This is a genomic window from Bartonella sp. HY406 (genome assembly GCF_025449315.1).
Lineage (GTDB): Bacteria > Pseudomonadota > Alphaproteobacteria > Rhizobiales > Rhizobiaceae > HY038.
The window spans coordinates 2,387,011-2,404,469 of record NZ_CP104893.1 but is presented as its reverse complement, the minus strand read 5'-3'; the positions used below and the strand labels follow the sequence as shown (position 1 = coordinate 2,404,469).

Genomic DNA, 17,459 nt, shown 5'->3' with positions numbered 1-17,459 from the left:
ATATAAGTTCAATTATTTACTTGAAGCATGTATAGGCCATATTATTAGTATTTTAACGCTTGATTGTAGGGTATAACAAGGTAAATTTAACAAAATATTCAATTTACCTTCGATTTCACCTATTTACAAACATTGGTGTCGGTATATTTTAGGCATATCATGATATAGAGGTCTGATCAGACATGAATTTTTTAAAGAAATTAACGATGGGCATTGCAATCAGTGCTACCGGTTTGAGTTTAGTGGCATGCGGTCAGGAACAAAAAGCCCAACAACAAATGCCCCCTCCTAATGTTTCCGCTGTGACCATTGATAAGCGTGAAGTTCCTATCACCTATGAATATGCTGGTCGTGTAGCTGCCTATCGCGAAACTGAAGTGAGAGCGCGTGTTGGTGGCATTTTATTGCGCCGCAACTTTATTGAAGGCAATGAGGTAAAAGAGGGCGATGTTTTATTTGAAATAGACCCTGATACATATGATGCCGAAGTTGCTCGTCAAAAGGCAGCGGTCGCTCAGGCTCAGGCGACTTATGATCAATCATTGCGCGATGCAAAACGTGCGGAAGAATTATTAAAACAACGTGTTTATAGTACGGCGCAGCGTGATCAAGCTTTTGCAACGCGCGATGCCAATGCCGCAAGTTTGCAGCAGGCGCAAGCGATGCTAAAAACAGCAGAACTAAACCTGCAATATACGAAGGTTACAGCGCCTATAAGTGGTGTTACCTCTAGGGAACAAGTTCCTGAAGGTAGTCTTATTAGTGCTAATGGCTTGCTAACGAGTATTACTCAAAGTAATCCAATTTATGTTAATTTTTCCTATACAGATAGTGAAGCCAAGGCCATTCAAAAATTAATGGCTGACATGAATGCCCGCGGCGAAAAAATTGATAAATTACAGGTAAGAATTACCTTTGGTGATGGCAGTGAATATCCAGAGCTTGGAACAATTGATTTTACCTCGCCAACTCTAGATGCGACTACAGGTACATTGGGTGTACGTGCGGTCTTTAACAATGATAAACGGCAATTGGTTGCAGGACAATTTGTACGCGTTACTGTACTTGGACTTAAACAGGATAATGCCATCGTCATTCCTGAAGCCTCGCTATTGCAAGATGCAACCAATCAGTATGTTTATATTATTGACGAAAATATGAAATTGCAAAAACGCGTTGTTAAAGTCGCGCGCGAGGTTGAGGGACGTAATTGGTTGTTAGAGCCTGCAACCAAGGTAATGGTTGACGCACCGGCAGCTCAAGCAGCTCCAGCTGCTGCAGCGGGGCAAAAGGAAGAAAGCCAAACCAAAGCAGATAAGCAAGTTAAGGCTGGTGAAACACAACCGGTTACACCACAAAAAATAGAGGAAACTATTGGCCTTATTGGTGGCGAACGTGTTATTAGCGATGGTATTGTTGGGGTTCAATCCGCCATGGCTCGGAAAAAACCGGGTAGTGATGCAATCGGCAATTTAACAACCCTTGATGGAAAGGCATTGCCTCAGCCAGTGCAAGGGCAAACAGAGCAAGGGCAACCAACAAAAGACCCATCTGCAAAAACCCAAGCTCCTAATGATGATAAAACCCCTAAAACGGGTGAAAAACAATGAATTATGGTTTTTTCATCAATAGGCCAGTTCTATCTGCCGTTTTATCAATTGTAATTGTTCTTGCTGGTATTTTATCTATTCCTAATTTGCCCGTGGAACAATATCCAGATTTGTTGCCGCCTCAGGTTACAATTTCGGCGCAATATCCAGGAGCCAGTGCGCAAACGCTTGCGCAGACTGTTGCTGTTCCTCTTGAGCAGCAAATTAATGGCGTTGAAGACATGATTTACATGAACACGGTATCTAATGCGCAAGGTACTTTGCAAATCACCGTGACTTTTAAGCAAGGGACTGATGCAGACCAAGCAACGATTAATGTGAATAACCGCGTGCAACGTGCGTTGACGACACTACCACAAGAAGTTCAGCGTTTGGGTGTTTCGGTGGTGAAACGTTCATCGTCCACTCTTGGTATTGTGTCGATGCAGTCAGATACAGCATCCTATGATCGTACTTATGTTGGCAATTATGCATTGCTCAATGTAGTGGATGATATTAAACGTATTTCAGGTGTTGGCGATGCGCAAGTTCTGGGTAGCATCGATTATTCCATGCGTATTTGGTTGCGTCCTGATAAATTGGCGCAATATAAGCTTATTCCATCAGATGTTATAACAGCTGTTCAACAACAAAATGCCCAATATGCTGTTGGCCGTTTCGGTGATAGCCCAGATAGTCAATCAGGGGCTTATACCTATTCTGCGACGACGCAAGGCCGTTTGATTTCGGTAGAAGAGTTTGGCAATATCATTTTAAACTCTGATGAAAATGGCTCGGCTTTACGCTTAAAGGATGTTGCACGCATTGAGCTTGGCACACAACAATATGTCGTTGATACCAAGCTTAATGGTACGCCGATGGTGCCGATTATGATTTATTTGCAACCAGGTGCTAATGCGTTAGCAACTATGGAAAGCGTTAAGTCAACGATGGAGGAACTTTCACAGAATTTTCCTGCCGGCATAACTTTTGATGTTCCTTATGATACTACTAAATTCATTGTTGTTTCAGTGGAAGAAGTTATTCATACCTTCATCGAAGCGATTTTGTTGGTTATTATTGTTGTTTTCATTTTCCTACAAAATTGGCGAGCAACTCTTATTCCGCTTATCGCGGTGCCAATATCAATCATTGGTACATTTGCGGGTATGTATGTTCTTGGCTTCTCGATCAATATGCTAACGCTTTTTGGTTTGGTGCTGGCTATCGGTATCGTCGTCGATGATGCTATTGTTGTGCTTGAAAACGTTGAACGCTTGATGAGTGAGGAAAAGCTATCGCCCCATGATGCAGCGGTTAAATCTATGGCTGAGGTGACTTCGCCTATTATCGCTATTGTTCTGGTGCTTTGTGCTGTGTTTATTCCAGTGTCCTTCATGGGTGGTCTTGCTGGTATCATGTATCAGCAATTTGCGATTACGGTTGCAATTTCGGTGGTAATTTCAGGGCTTGTTGCTCTAACGCTGACACCTGCTTTATGTAGCTTGCTTTTAAAGCCAACCCATAAGGAGCCGATTGCACCTTTCAGAGCGTTTAATAAATTATTTGATGCAATTACTGATCTTTATATGCATGGCGTCAAATTTTTCATTCGTTATGTCGCAATTGGTATTGCGATCTTCATTTTTGTTTGCGGATCTGTTTTCTACCTATTTGAAAAAGTTCCAAGCTCACTTGTTCCAGCTGAAGATCAGGGCGTCTTAATGGTATTCGTGACGCTTCCATCAGGCGCGTCGCTTGACCGCACCTCGAAAGTTATGACGCAGGCCGAGGCGATATTAAGTCAAAATAAGGCGGTTGATTCAATTGTTTCTATTGCCGGTTTTGATTTGCCATCAAGTGGTCTTAAAACCAGTGCTGGGGCTATGTTCCTAACACTGAAAGATTGGAGTGTTCGTGGTAGTGATCCAACGCAGGATCCTCGTCAAATGCCAGGTCCAATTATGGGGGCAACATTTGGAATTCAAGGTGGTTCGGTTTACCCAGTCAATCCACCACCAATTATGGGGCTTTCAATCTCCAGTGGTTTTGAGCTTTATATTCAAGATCGTAGTACCGGTACAGCGCAAACAATTGAAGAAACGTTGAAAAAACTTAATGACGTGACGCAAAAGGTTGTGCAAGCCGCACGGATGCGTCCGGAGTTAGATCCTCAAACAGTTCGTACGACTTTTGATCCAAATGTGCCTCAATATGATTTAGAGGTCAAACGTGATGAAGCTTTAACAATGGATGTGCCGATTAGCACTATTTATGATGCGCTTTCATCAACCTTTGGTAACGTCTATATCAATGATTTTACGCTTTATGGTCGCAATTATCAGGTTAAATTGCAATCTGAGGCTGAATTTCGCCGTACTCCTGAGGACTTAAAGCAAGTTTTCGTTAGGTCAAATACTGGGAAAATGGTACCACTTGATGCCTTAATTACAGCAACTCGCGTTGTTGGTCCCGATCAGTTAGAGCGGTATAATGCCTATTATGCAACTAAAGTAATGGGTTCAGCAGCTCCAGGCTATACGACAGGTGATGTAATTAATGCTATGAGAGAAGTTGCTGCAGAAGTATTACCGCAAGGTTATCAGTTCGCCTGGACAGGGACTTCTTATCAGGAAGTAACAAATTCAGGGCAGGGAAGTACCGCGCTTATTTACGGTATCATAATGGTATTTCTTATTCTTGCTGCCCAGTTTGAAAAATGGAGTTTGCCACTTGCTGTTATCACAGCCGTACCTTTTGCCGTTGCAGGAGCCCTGCTGCTTACTTTGGTACGTGGGCTTGCCAATGATGTGTACTTCCAAATTGGGCTTGTCACGCTTATTGGCCTTGCCGCCAAGAACGCTATTTTGATTGTAGAGTTTGCGGTGCTTGAGCGTGAAAATGGTAAGTCAGCGGTGGATGCAGCATTATCGGCGGCAAAAATGCGCTTCCGTCCGATTGTTATGACGTCTCTTGCTTTCATTCTTGGCGTGTTGCCATTGGCAACTTCGACAGGTGCAGGATCTGCAAGCCGCCATGCAATTGGTACTGGTGTTATTGGTGGTATGTTGGCGGCAACATGTGTTGCAACTTTCTTTATTCCAATGTTCTATCGTTTGATTGGCGGCAGAGGTAAAGCAACTCGCAGCACTGACAATGGAACCAATAATGGTGGTAATGCTCCACAACTAGAAAGTCATTAAATAGCTTTACAAAAATAAAAAGCCCCGCAAAATGCGGGGCTTTTTTATGCTTACAGATGTTTCACTTTTAAAATTAACTAATTAACTTGAATAGAAAGCACTATAAAATTATTACCGGTTTAATTAATCGCAGGTAATAGCGCTGTTTTGGTTTAGGGCATGGTTTTGCCACATTTTTCCATAAAGCTTTTCAAGGTTGGCTGCAAAAAGCTGGGTGTCAAACAGCGGTGAAGTCATCCGTTTTTCCGCAAGTGTTTGGCGTAATTTTTGCCGTTGCTCAGGGCTTTTTGCCAAGGCGATAATTTTAGTCAAATAGTCATCATCGCAATCGCAAATAAGATCGCTAAAGTCATGGGTGGTTAGCAAGCTACTTGCCACACGTGCGGCAAAACTTGCACCACGTTTGGTGATTATTGGAACCCCAGCCCATAAGGCATCGCTTGCAGTGGTATGAGAGGTGTAGGGAAATGTATCAATGGCGATATCAGCAAGACCAAGACGCTGAAGATGCAGATCAGTGCTTAAAGGGCTAGCAAAGGTGATACGGCTAATATCAATATTGCGTTTTGTAAACTCTTTTAATAAATTATCGTAAACGTCTTGTTCTTTTGGTTTAATCAGCCATAAATGGGCATTATCAATATTGGCAAGGATCTTTTGCCATAAATCAATCGTTTCTGGATTGAATTTAATAATCTGATTAAAATTGCAAAGCACAAGCGCATTATCCGGCAATCCCATGTCGGCTCTTGTTACATTGGTCGTAAAAGGACGCGTGCGGTCATTGGGTTGGTAGCAATGAGGCATTAACGCCAATTTTTCACTAAAGCCGTCTGCATCATTTAATGGGGTAACAATAGCATCACCAATAATATAATCAGCAAGGCGCTCATGCCCCAAAGTGCCAGGAAAGCCAAGCCAGCTTACAATGATTGGAGCAGGATGATAAGCGGTGATACCAAGGCGGTGTTCACCCGTATAACCCTTAAGGTCAACAATAATATCAAACCCATTGTCAGCAATCCATTGCGCTGCGCTAAAATCGCCTTTGTCATATAAATTATGTTGCGGCCAACCCAATTGCGCTAAGCGCGCTGTATAACTATCTTGCTTTGGTTCATTATAGGCAAGGATATGAAAATCAAAGTCTGATTTATTATGGGCTTCCATCACACCAATCATCAACCGCATCGTGGCATGGTCATAAAAATCCGATGAGAGATAGCCAATTTTTAATCGCTTTTTTAAAGGCGCATTTTGGCTTATTGGACTAATGAGAGCAGGGCGGCTAAAAATAGAACCATAACGGCTAAGTGCATAGGCATGGGCAGCTTTACGCAAGTTTAGCGGTGTAAGGATTGGCATATTTAAAATGGATAATGCGTCACCAACATTGCCACCATTAAGCTCATTATTTTCACATAATTGGCGGTAAAGTGCATCAACCTTACCTAAGTCATTCCAAATTGCACCACGGCGCATGACCCGTTGCAAACCGCCCCAATCTTTTGCGGCATTAAAATTTTGTGCAGCTTCATTATAGCGGCTAGTTTTTTCGGCAATTTCGGCAAGGCCTGCATAAATTTGCGGTAAGTTGGGGGCAAGTGTCTTTGCCTTTAATAATTGACTTTCCGCATTTGCATAATCTTGTTTTTTTACCGCCAAAAAAGCAGAATTGACGAGGCTTGCCAGATGGTTATTATCACGCTGCAGAGCATCTTCATAATGCATGCGCGCATTCTCATAGCGTTCAAGCCCTTGCTCAATCATGCCTAAATAATAATGGGCATTGGCATTTTGATTGAAAGCTTTAGCAAAATCTTCGGCAAAAGTTAAAGCCTCTTCTTGTCTTTTCACTTCCCAAAAAAGACGTATCAATAAGTCATAAGCGCGCACATCTTTTTTTATTTGCAAAAGCTTTATAAGATCTGCTTCGGCTTGTTGGTAGGCTTGACGTTTAAGATAGCAGGAAGCTCTAAGATAAAGTCCTTCAATGTCCTTTGGTTTTTTACTTAAGAATTGGTCAAGCAATTCTTCTGCCTTGCTAAAATCTTTGGCATTATAGGCAGATACTGCTTTGATAAATCGTTTCATAAAATTGCTTTCCCACCATTAAGATCTAAGCTAAATATTGCATAGTTTATGAAAAATATGAAGAAAATAGCAATGGTTAAAGCGCGTTTAGTTTAAAATAAATACGAGAAAAACTCTTTTTACAAAAGTGCTAAAAAGATCAATAAAAAAGGCTATTAATAATAATAGCCTTAAATTAACATCAAAATATTTCGCTGACTATTAGATTGGGCGTTTAAGCACTTTCATCAAAGCGCCATGCATTAGTTCATTACCAACGACAATATTTTTTGTGTCAAACATATTTTGACCGCCATCTTTGTCGGAAACATAGCCACCAGCTTCACGTACCATAAGCATGCCAGCTGCCATATCCCAAGGTTGCAAACCATCTTCCCAAAAGGCGTCAAGACGACCTGCAGCAACTGCGGTAAGATCTAATGATGCTGCACCCATGCGGCGAATACCGGCAACTTCACCCATGACGTTGCGCAATTCAACAAGATAATTACCATGATGACCGCGACCTAAATGTGGAATACCTGTGCCGATAACTGCATCTTCAAGTTTGCGGCGTGCTGCAACACGCAAACGACGATCATTTAAAAACGCACCACCACCGCGTTCCGTGGTGTAAAGCTCATCTAATACGGGGTTGAAAATAACACCGGCAACAATTTGTCCTTGGCGTTCTAAAGCTACTGAAATTGCAAAGAGTGGAATACCATGTAGAAAATTGGTAGTGCCATCAAGTGGATCAATAATAAAGCGATGCTGGGCATCATTGCCGATAACTTCGCCGCTTTCTTCCATTAAAAAACCATAGTCGGGACGGGCACGACTTAATTCATTGTAAAGAATACTTTCTGCTTTTTTATCAGCTTGGCTGACATAATCACCAGGGCCTTTAAGGGAGACTTGCAAATTTTGCACTTCACCAAAATCACGAACCAGCGAGCGGCCAGCTTTAACTGTCGCTTGTACCATCACATGCATTATAGCCGAAAGGGCCATTATCTTTTCCTATCACTTTAGCTGTGTCACCTAAGGGTGATCTATAATATCGTCAACTTTATGAAAATCTTAGCTGCTTGCCAAGACAAAACAATGGGAATGATTTTATTATCGTTTTATCAAGCATTAAAGCGCTCGCCGATCAAATATGTATTTTGACGCAAGTGTAATGATGGTGCCTATGAACAATAATATTGGTCATTCCAAAACCAAAAAGATCCTGTCTAATTTGCTCAGATACAATCTAAACAGTAAAAAACATTTCGTTTGCTGCCATTTATTCGGCGCATACCATTTTATCTATGGTGAATTTTATTCGTGTAAAACGTGTAAATGCATGGATGGCATTTTAAAATGCCATCCAAGTAAAACATTAGTCAGCGCGGCGAAGATAAGTAATTTCGTTGGTATCAACGATAATGCGCTCACCTGATGCAATGAAAGGCGGTACCAATACGCGAATACCATTTTCAAGGATTGCCGGCTTATAGGAAGAAGCAGCGGTTTGGCCCTTAACAACAGGATCAGCTTCAGAAATTGTCAATGTTACTTGATCAGGCAAGGAGATACCAATTGGTCTGTCTTCATAAAGTTCAACAGTAACAGTCATGCCATCTTGCAAAAATGCAGCGCGATCGCCAACAAAATCTTTTTGCAATTCAAGCTGTTCATAGCTTTCAGAATCCATGAAAATCAAAGCTTCGCCTTGTTCATAAAGAAATGTGAAATCTTTTTGCTCAAGGCGCACTTTTTCAACAGTCTCAGCCGAGCGGAAACGTTCATTAAGCTTGGTGCCATTAAGAAGGTTTTTAAGTTCAACCTGATTAAATGCGCCACCCTTGCCAGGCTTTACTGCATTGCATTTTACTGCAACCCAAAGGCTGCCATCATGCTCGATCACATTGCCTGGGCGAATTTCATTGCCGTTAATTTTCATTTATCTATCCACTTATATCAAATGTCTTATAATTTTTGCTATATTCATGTGTTAAGAGGCTAAATAACACATATTATAAAAAATTCCACTCATATTGGCATAAGCTTGCTTCTGATTAATGCAAGCTTACCTATCAGTCTCATTTTCATGATTATTACTGTTTGGTAGCACCAATAAATCCTGTGTTTTAAAAACCATATCAAAGACAGCGAGCGAACTTTTTAAATATCGTTTCACTATCGACATAGCATTTATATTCCATCTTCCAAAACCATAAAATTGTAATGAAAGCAAGGAAAATGCCACATTTTTAAGGTTAAGTTTTGTAAAATCAGTTTTTTTTTTGTCTTTGTCAAAATAGTACACACCCTTTTGCTATATGCTTTTTAAAAACCGCTTTTATGTTTTGAGTGTTTTTATGGTTTGCGTGGTTATATCGATTGCATATTGGTCATTTGGGGGGATTGACGATGTACTTCGGTCAGAGGGGGATAGAGTTTGTTGTGGTATAAATCATCAATGTAAAAAGGACGCGACTATTTGCAATATGTCAGGCTTTCGCAATTGTAATGCGGTAAATGTTTAATTGTCTTTAGTAGGCGGCACTTACTAATATGGATAGAATACCGCCTTCAGCATTGGTTGGTGGGTAATGGCAGCTATGACTTGAACCTATACTGCCTTTTTGAACACGCGCTGCTATCATTCACTTTTCAATCATCTATATCTGCATGAGCGCATATTCCGTTTACAATATCGAAATCAAATCTATCATAAAAGTAATTTATCGACGTATCTGTTATTTTTGATAAAAGATAAAAATATTTACCACTACTATCTTTAAATTCTTTATCATTAAAAGAGGTTGAATATTTGGAAACGATAAATGATAAGAATATATTTTGATTAATATCATTGCTTTCTATGCTAAATTTAGAAAAATATATTTTATCTTTATTTTCATTTAATATTGGTATTAACACCATATAGCCATATTGGAAAAATAAATATTTATCTTTTATTTCCAAATTTTCACAAACTTTTTTTCTTTTTCATCAATTTCAATTATTGTTAATAGGGAAATGGCTTTAATCATTTTTATGCATTTCCAACCTATTAATACAATATGAATGTGCTAAATTGGGCAATAAAAATATTAGAAAAACTATTATAAAGCTAAAACTAAGCCTTTTCATAACTTATTCCAATTCTGTATAAATATCTTTTCCATTATAGCAAATTGTATTTCTAAAATAAAAAATACATGTGCTATTTAAATCCATTCCATATATGTGTTTAGGAAAATTTTTATTCAACAGCTAAATTTATATTTTCATATTGTAGTACTTCTTTATAAATTTCCTCTTTATTTCTAAAATTTAATATATAAATATTTGAAAAAGCGTGATCTTGCTCTTCATTGCTCAGATTAAATATTGCAATTGTATAACTTATAATGCTATTATTACTTTTATCTAAGATTATAAGTGGAAAGTAAATATAATTTCCATATTTTCTAAAAACTGGTAGTCCGTTTACTTCTAGTAACTTAATATTATTTTTGATAATACAATATAATAATTTTTTCCATGAAAAAAATATTAATTGAAATGATCTCTTGCGGTTGATCTGCAGCAAAAGCCTTATTGGGAATAATTTACCATCGCCAAATTTAAAAATTCAATTACCATCTGTAGGCGAGCAATTTCCTTTTGCATAAAATTGATGAGGCGGAAATGGATTGCCCTAAAATCTTCCTTGATTATTGTATATAGTGGCATTGCTGAGCGACGAAATATGTATATCACGATAAATGTATAGGTCCTGACCCTAGATAATATACAATAGGCTACTTTGACATTATTTATATATTTTAAATAGAAGTTTGAAAGAGCAAGATGGCGGCCGAAAATATTAATATACAAACAATGAACAGTTCGTTGCAGTTCAAGTTAAAATGGTTGTTACCAATAATAATTCTCGGTAGCACTTTATTTATTGTTATTGGGTTCTTTTTCACCATTATGAGCTTTATGCAATCTGCCGATGCGTATCAAGCAGGTGTGGCAGCAGCCCAGAAAAATATTACAGTTATTAATTTAATTGGTGAACCAATGGAGCCTGCCGGCTATTTTACAGGCTCTATTACCGTTCACAATTCAAATGGCAGCGCTGATATTGCCATTTCGATTAAAGGTTCTAAAGGGACTGGTACGATATATGTTAAGGGTGAGAAAAAGTTTGATATCTGGAATTACTCCACCATGGTATTTCGCCTTGATAGCGATAATTCGCTCATTGAGCTGCAATAATGATGACTTTCGATGCTAAGGGTCGATATTTAGAAAATTTATCAATTTGCGGAAATGCTCTAAGCCATCATAGTCCTCTAATAACTAGACTGTCGCAGATGATAGTTTGAAATAATTATTTGAAAACCCTTACGGGTTGAATAAAAGCGTATCAATACGAGCTTTTGCCTCATTTAATTGTTGTGGTGAAAGCTTTTTCATGATTGCGTCAAGGTCGGTAGCACCTTGGTTTCCTTGCTGAGCTAGGAGATACCAACTTGCACCCATTACCGGATTTTTTTCAGTGCCAACACCGTTAAAATAAAAACGAGCAAGGTGAACTTGGGCTACAGGTACATTATTAACTGCAACCAACTTAACCAATATAAATGCGCCCTTTTGGTCAACTGGTCCACCGCGTCCGTCAATCTTCCATTTTGCAAGTTCCAATTGGGCTGAGACACTTCCTAAGTTAGCGGCACTTTCAAGCAATGCACGGGCGGCATATTCATCGGGCTTAACTGTTTCAGTTCCCACAGCAAGAATCTCTGCTGCGGAGTAAAGGCTATACGCATCTTTGGCAACTGCGCCTTTTAAAAACCAGATAAGGCCAATATCAAGCTTATCTTTTTCGGGAGCTAAACTCATCAAGATTTGTGCATAATAGTAGCTAGCACGAGGCACGCCAGCCTTTGCAGATTTTTCAATATATTGCGCGCCAATTTCTTTTTGAGCTTCATCTTTTGAGTCGTTAAATAAGTTAACGCCATAATATAGGGCGGCATGGGGGTCGCCCAAGTCAGCGGCGCGTTTAAACCAATCCGCAGCTATATCTGAATCCCTTTCAACCACTTTGCCTTCCAAATATAGCATGCCTATAAGTGTCATTGCAGCAGGGTCGCCTATTTCAGCGCGTTTTTTGGCTTCCTCTAAAGCTTTCTTATATTGTCCTACATCATAGGCGCTATAGGCTGCATCATAGTCACCAGCTTTAAGAATGTGCAAGGGGGCATCAGTTATTGCCTGATTTTCTGATCCTTGATTTTCATTTGTAGATGAATTGCTTGATAGGGTATTGGATGCTGGTTGGCGTGACTGCCCTGTTGGTGTGCCACTATGAATAGGGCCATGAATATCATTGGCGCTAGCTGGAACTGTTTCCATCACCATTACATTGGGCGTATTTTGTGCAAAACCAAATGCTGTTCCGCTTAAAAGGAAAGCTGTTGATACTACCAGAAAGCCGAATACCCGCATCACTCGTCATTATCCCCTAATTTTGGTGCATGTTCATCAAGCAGCTTATTGGCTGCAATAATATTTTCCACCATATCACTTGTTCCAAAGATAGCCTCTTCTAAAACAATAAATTCTGCTCCTGTTTTAGCAATTGTTTCAATACTTGCCAAGCTATTACCCGCTTGAATAAGCGCAGGCACTTCCATCATTGATGCCCACCATTCACCAAGATTGATGTTACGTGAATGAGCTTCAGGCTTTTTATCAGCGCCAAGCTTGCCAAACATCATATAATCGGGCTCTAATTCGCCAATTTGCATGGCGCTATGGCGGTCACGCAAATTAGCAAAGCCAACCATCATTGATGATTGATGCTTATCAATTGCATCTTTTAGATCTTCTATACTGGTTTCAATATGTAGACCATCTGCTTTGACACGCCCAGCAATACGGCTATCACCGGCGATAATTGCCGCAACGCCAGCATTTTGTATGATTGGAACCAAAGCTTCAGCATATTTTTGAAACGCAGTTTCATTTTCGTCTTCGCTATAAAGAATAAGCGAGGCAACATCGCCAGCCTTTAAAATATCAGTCATTTGTTGTGGTGATATATTGCGTGTCGTTGAAAGGGCTAAAACAATGCGGCAGCGTTCATGTGACTTGTTGACGGACATATTTTATTCTCCTGCCGATGTTAAATATTGCCTTTATAGTCGTTTATTTTAATCTTGCAAATAAAACATATGCAAGAGATAGTTATTGATAATAAGAATTTAATGATAATGCGTGATTTAGCTTCATATTTAGCGTTTGAGCTCGCTTAAAAGTGTTCCTTTTCCAAGATTATAAAGCAAATTGTTGTTTTAACCGATGTAGTGGTTTTAACCGAACGAATTGCCATTTAAATATATAAGACAATTGCATTTTACTAAGTTTATTCCATTTCGCGAAGTTTAATAAGGGCAAGTGATCTACAATCCATCTTCAAGTGTTTGGTAAGTTTAAACGGTGCATTTTAACTAAGATTTCAAATGATAATGAAAATTGATGGGTAAAGCACATTTTAGGACTACATTTTGTCAATCCATAGTTCTAATTATAACACGAGCACAAATTGCATGTGTTGTATGGAGTGATTGATTTGAATAAGGCGCCTAATTTTTCTCAAAAACCAGCTGTAAAACGCGATACTCGTATTGATGTATTGCGGGCTTTGGCGCTTTTGACCATTTTTATCAACCATGTTCCTGGCAATATTTACGAAATATTTACCCATAAGAATTTTGGCTTTTCTGATTCGGCAGAGGCTTTTGTTTTAATGTCTGGTATTGCGGTTGGTCTTGCTTATGGTAAAAAATTTGTACCTGGTAATCGCTTGTTGCTGACTTTGAAAATGTGGAAACGTAGTTTTACACTTTATTCGGCACATATTTTAACCACGCTTGTCACTATTGCAATTTTTTGTGGTGCAGCCTTATTTATGCATCATCCCAATTTGTTAACCCAAATCAATATTGCACCTTTGATGAAAGAGCCTGCAAAAGCAATTTTTGGCATTGTAACGCTTGGTCATCAATTGGGATATAATAATATTTTGTCGCTTTATCTGCTGTTGATGCTCGCCGCACCTTTGATGCTGTTTTTAGCACGTAAAAGCCTTGCTTTACTTTTAGTGGTTTCTGGAAGCCTCTACTTATTTTCTGCGCTTTATGGTGTTGCGCCAATTAACTATCCTAATGCCGGTGTTTGGTTTTTAAATCCGCTCTCTTGGCAATTCTTGTTTGTTATTGGCGTTGTTGTAACTATGCATATCAAAAATGGCGGCAAATTACCAGCTCACCCTATGCTTGTCTTATCTGCAATTGGTTATTTGCTTCTTTCATTTTTTTGGGTAAAGGCTAGCCTTTGGTGGATTGACCCAACAATGGGATTACCGCACCGTTTAACTGGTTTTGATAAGACATATGAATCTTTACCACGTCTTTTACATGTTTTAGTGCTTGCCTATGTTATTGCAATTTTCCCACGCATTTCTAACTTTTTCCGCTGTTTGCCAACTAATCCATTAGCCATTTTGGGTAAATATAGTCTTGCCGTATTTGTTACTGGTACTATTTTGGCTATGGCAGCACAGGTGTTGAAGCAAGTTAATCCAGGCGGTTTGGTTTTTGATAGTTTGCTCATTGCAACAGGTATTGTTGTGCAATTTACTATTGCTTATTATTTTGAATGGCTTGCAATGATTAAGCTTGCAGCAAAACAAAAGCAGGTGGAAGTTGTACCAGTTGGTGCAACAACAACCGATGGCGAAATTTCACTACCACAACCTATCGCCAATGTCCTTAAAGCCAGTTAATCTTTATTAACCTTCATTTTGCTTAATTGTGTGCAATTGTTTTCTAATATGCCTTTCAAGGTGAAATGCTATTATAAAAGGCGATAATTGATGCATGGAATCGCTAGAAAGATTGTTTTGCCATCCAGAGTTTGGGGCTTTGTTGGTGGTTAAATTATAATTACTATTTGATTTACGTGTTATTTTATAAATAAAATTCAAAAATGAAGGAACCAATTTCGGGCAGCTTGCGTTGAATATGCAATAATTGGGTTGTTTTGAATATCATCAATAATGCAAATACTTTTGTATTACTCAGTTGATTGATAGTTCTGCATGTGGTGTTTTTTTAAATGCCAATAGCGATATAACCTGTTTTCAACCAAGAATAGTTGATGCAATTGTTTTAAAAGCAATTTGCCTTAAATATGCTTGACTTTTTTGCTTCAATAAAGGTCTTTAATATGAATATGGTAGCCGCATGGCCTAAGGATAGTCAACAGGTGGGATCGCATCCGTCAAACCGCGCAGATAGATCAGGCAACATGGTTGTATTAATGGAGCATGAGGCTTTTAATACAACATTCAAAGCACTTTATCAGCGTGGCATGCAATTAATTGAAGAAGTTGGTCATTATATTAATGAAGATGGTCGCGCGGCTATGTGTTGTTTGCCAGATGATGCTGCAGCTCTATATTCAACGGAAGCTATCCATTTAGGTTCACGTTTGATGCAGGTTGCTTCATGGCTATTGCTAGAGCGTGCTTTGCGTGATCGCGATATGAAGCCAGATTACGTTGCCAAAGAAAAGAAAAAAATCAAACTAAATTTAGAATATCCGAATTTTGATCATGAAGCATGGAACGAATTACCAGAAAAATTTCGTGATTTAGTAACTGAGTCCATACAATTGCTTGAACGTGTGCGTCATCTCAACAATGAAGATGATATTTTTGAGCAGAAAAATGAAAGCGCTGATGTGATAAAATCGCAGTTGATCCGTCTTGAGCAGGCTTTTGGTGTTAAAAACTAAATAAAAATTATCCTTAGATAATTGTTGTCTTAAATAATTTGGATGAGTTGATCCAAATTATCTAAGATTTTTATTGATTTATAGACAAGCAATTTTTGAATGAATGCTGCATTGCTTGGTGTTGTAAAACCAACAGCTCAGTGTTTGGAATGCTAACTTTAAGGCTTGTGGTATTCAAAATATGCTTTTTCCAATCTATTAAAATGCCTAGATTTTATATCTAGGCATTTATGGATAAAAGAAATTTAAAATATTTTAACCGCCAGCTTGTGATAAAGCGAGCGGAATAATACGGGCATTTTTTGTTTGCTCGTCACTATTTTGTGGTGCATCTACCGCCTTAAATGGAATGCCCAGCGCAGTCCAAGTCTCAATTAAAGCTTCCTTTAGGTCCTCAATCAATGCATCGCTATGATAAGGTGTTGGCGTAATGCGTAAACGCTCAGTGCCGCGAGGTACTGTTGGGTAATTGATTGGCTGAATATAAATATTGTGCTTTTCTAACAAGCGGTCAGTTGCCTTTTTGCAAAGATCAGGATTGCCAACCAAAATTGGCACTATGTGGGTTTCTGATGGCATAACAGGAAAGCCAGCTTCGCCCAAAACATCCTTAGCTTGCTGCGCTTGGCGTTGTTGCATGTCACGCTCAACTTGTGATGTTTTTAAATGACGAATAGCCGCCGTTGCTGCTGCCGCAATTGCTGGTGGTAGAGCTGTCGTGAAAATAAAGCCTGGAGCATAAGAGCGAACGGCATCAATAATTGCTTTATTACCAGTAATGTAACCACCTAGCGCACCAAAGGCTTTTGCTAAGGTGCCTTCAATAATATCTATGCGGTTGCAAAGATTGTCTCGGTCAGTAATACCGCCGCCGCGCTTGCCATACATGCCAACAGCATGAACTTCATCAATATAGGTCATCGCATTATATTTGTCTGCAAGATCAGCAATTGCTTCAATTGGTGCAATGTCGCCATCCATGGAGTAAACCGACTCAAAGGCAATAAGTTTCGCACGTTCATTGCCTGCAGCTTTTAACAAGCTTTCCAAATGTTCTAAATCATTATGGCGAAAAATCTTTTTCTCTGCACCTGAGCGACGCACCCCTTCAATCATCGAGGCATGGTTAAGCTCGTCAGAAAGGATAAGGCAATCGGGAAGAAGGCGCCCTATAGTAGAAATAGCGGCTTCATTGGATACAAAGCCTGAGGTAAAGACAAGACCCGCTTCTTTATTGTGAAGGTCGGCAAGCTCGTTTTCAAGTTCTACCAAAGGGTGGTTATTGCCAGAAATATTGCGTGTGCCACCTGCGCCGGCGCCAGTATTACTGGCGGTTGCACACATAGCTTCAATGACTTTAGGGTGTTGCCCCATACCTAGATAATCATTAGAACACCAAATTGTAATTTCGCGCTTTTGGCCGCCATTGCGCCAGAGTGCACGTGGAAATGCGCCAACAATTCTTTCAATATCGGCAAACACACGATAGCGTTTTTCCTGATGTAATTGGTCAATTGAGTCTTGGAAAAACTTATTATAGTCCATCTTTTAAAGCTCCCGGCAATCGGCGAGAAAATCTTCTACAATTTGGTCGTCAATGATAGCGTTGTCATTATAGATTAATAAAAGCAAACATACATTGCTTATTGTGTTAGTGCTTTGGCATCAATAGCAGCAATAAAACAGGTGTTTTTTTGTCGCATATGTCCTTATACCCGATTTTATTGGAGTTATTCTAATA

The 17,459-nt window shown here is 39.4% G+C and carries 12 protein-coding genes; 5 read left to right on the top strand and 7 right to left on the bottom strand.

Going from position 1 to position 17,459, the window contains the following annotated elements; genetic code table 11:
- Positions 1 to 182 precede the first annotated feature (182 nt).
- Entirely contained in the window at positions 183 to 1,610 is a 1,428-nt protein-coding gene (locus tag N6B01_RS10220) for an efflux RND transporter periplasmic adaptor subunit (protein ID WP_262078615.1), read from the top strand.
- Positions 1,607 to 4,792, top strand: coding sequence for an efflux RND transporter permease subunit (locus tag N6B01_RS10215; RefSeq protein ID WP_262078613.1), 3,186 nt, complete (start codon positions 1,607 to 1,609; stop codon positions 4,790 to 4,792). The genes N6B01_RS10220 and N6B01_RS10215 overlap by 4 nt, the downstream gene beginning before the upstream one ends.
- 123 nt (positions 4,793 to 4,915) lie before the next feature.
- On the opposite strand, the gene N6B01_RS10210 is transcribed toward N6B01_RS10215, so the two are convergent.
- The 4 genes from N6B01_RS10210 to N6B01_RS10195 all read right to left on the bottom strand — a co-directional run bounded on the left by N6B01_RS10210 (position 4,916) and on the right by N6B01_RS10195 (position 9,844).
- Positions 4,916 to 6,886 carry an O-linked N-acetylglucosamine transferase, SPINDLY family protein gene (locus tag N6B01_RS10210; RefSeq protein ID WP_262078612.1) on the bottom strand — a complete coding sequence of 657 codons (1,971 nt, stop codon included), beginning with the start codon at positions 6,884 to 6,886 and terminating at the stop codon, positions 4,916 to 4,918.
- A 201-nt stretch (positions 6,887 to 7,087) separates the two neighbouring features.
- Entirely contained in the window at positions 7,088 to 7,879 is a 792-nt protein-coding gene (locus N6B01_RS10205; RefSeq protein WP_262078610.1) for an inositol monophosphatase family protein, read from the bottom strand.
- 373 nt (positions 7,880 to 8,252) lie between these two features.
- Positions 8,253 to 8,816: an elongation factor P gene (gene efp, locus N6B01_RS10200; RefSeq protein WP_182417664.1), complete on the bottom strand. Its 564-nt coding sequence runs from the start codon at positions 8,814 to 8,816 to the stop codon at positions 8,253 to 8,255.
- Positions 8,817 to 9,529: 713 nt separating this feature from the next.
- Positions 9,530 to 9,844: a hypothetical protein gene (locus N6B01_RS10195; RefSeq protein ID WP_262078609.1), complete on the bottom strand. Its 315-nt coding sequence runs from the start codon at positions 9,842 to 9,844 to the stop codon at positions 9,530 to 9,532.
- 870 nt (positions 9,845 to 10,714) lie between these two features.
- On the opposite strand from N6B01_RS10195, the gene N6B01_RS10190 reads away from it, so the two are divergent.
- Positions 10,715 to 11,128 (top strand): cytochrome c oxidase assembly factor Coa1 family protein, encoded by a 414-nt coding sequence (locus N6B01_RS10190; protein ID WP_315973311.1) that lies wholly within the window; start codon positions 10,715 to 10,717, stop codon positions 11,126 to 11,128.
- A 129-nt stretch (positions 11,129 to 11,257) separates the two neighbouring features.
- Here N6B01_RS10190 and N6B01_RS10185 read toward each other — a convergent pair whose 3' ends face one another.
- Positions 11,258 to 12,364 (bottom strand): tetratricopeptide repeat protein, encoded by a 1,107-nt coding sequence (locus N6B01_RS10185; protein ID WP_262080639.1) that lies wholly within the window; start codon positions 12,362 to 12,364, stop codon positions 11,258 to 11,260.
- Positions 12,364 to 13,023 carry a thiamine phosphate synthase gene (locus tag N6B01_RS10180; protein ID WP_262078607.1) on the bottom strand — a complete coding sequence of 220 codons (660 nt, stop codon included), beginning with the start codon at positions 13,021 to 13,023 and terminating at the stop codon, positions 12,364 to 12,366. The genes N6B01_RS10185 and N6B01_RS10180 overlap by 1 nt, the downstream gene beginning before the upstream one ends.
- Positions 13,024 to 13,490: 467 nt before the next feature.
- Here N6B01_RS10180 and N6B01_RS10175 point away from each other — a divergent pair, with 467 nt between their 5' ends.
- On the top strand, positions 13,491 to 14,705 hold the full coding sequence (locus N6B01_RS10175; RefSeq protein ID WP_262078606.1) for an OpgC family protein: 1,215 nt from the start codon (positions 13,491 to 13,493) through the stop codon (positions 14,703 to 14,705).
- A gap of 443 nt (positions 14,706 to 15,148) precedes the next feature.
- Entirely contained in the window at positions 15,149 to 15,718 is a 570-nt protein-coding gene (locus N6B01_RS10170; protein ID WP_182417658.1) for a DUF1465 family protein, read from the top strand.
- Between the two features lie 255 nt (positions 15,719 to 15,973).
- Here the strand turns inward: N6B01_RS10170 and hemA are convergent, their stop codons facing one another.
- On the bottom strand, positions 15,974 to 17,263 hold the full coding sequence (gene hemA, locus N6B01_RS10165) for a 5-aminolevulinate synthase (protein WP_262078605.1): 1,290 nt from the start codon (positions 17,261 to 17,263) through the stop codon (positions 15,974 to 15,976).
- Positions 17,264 to 17,459 lie beyond the last annotated feature (196 nt).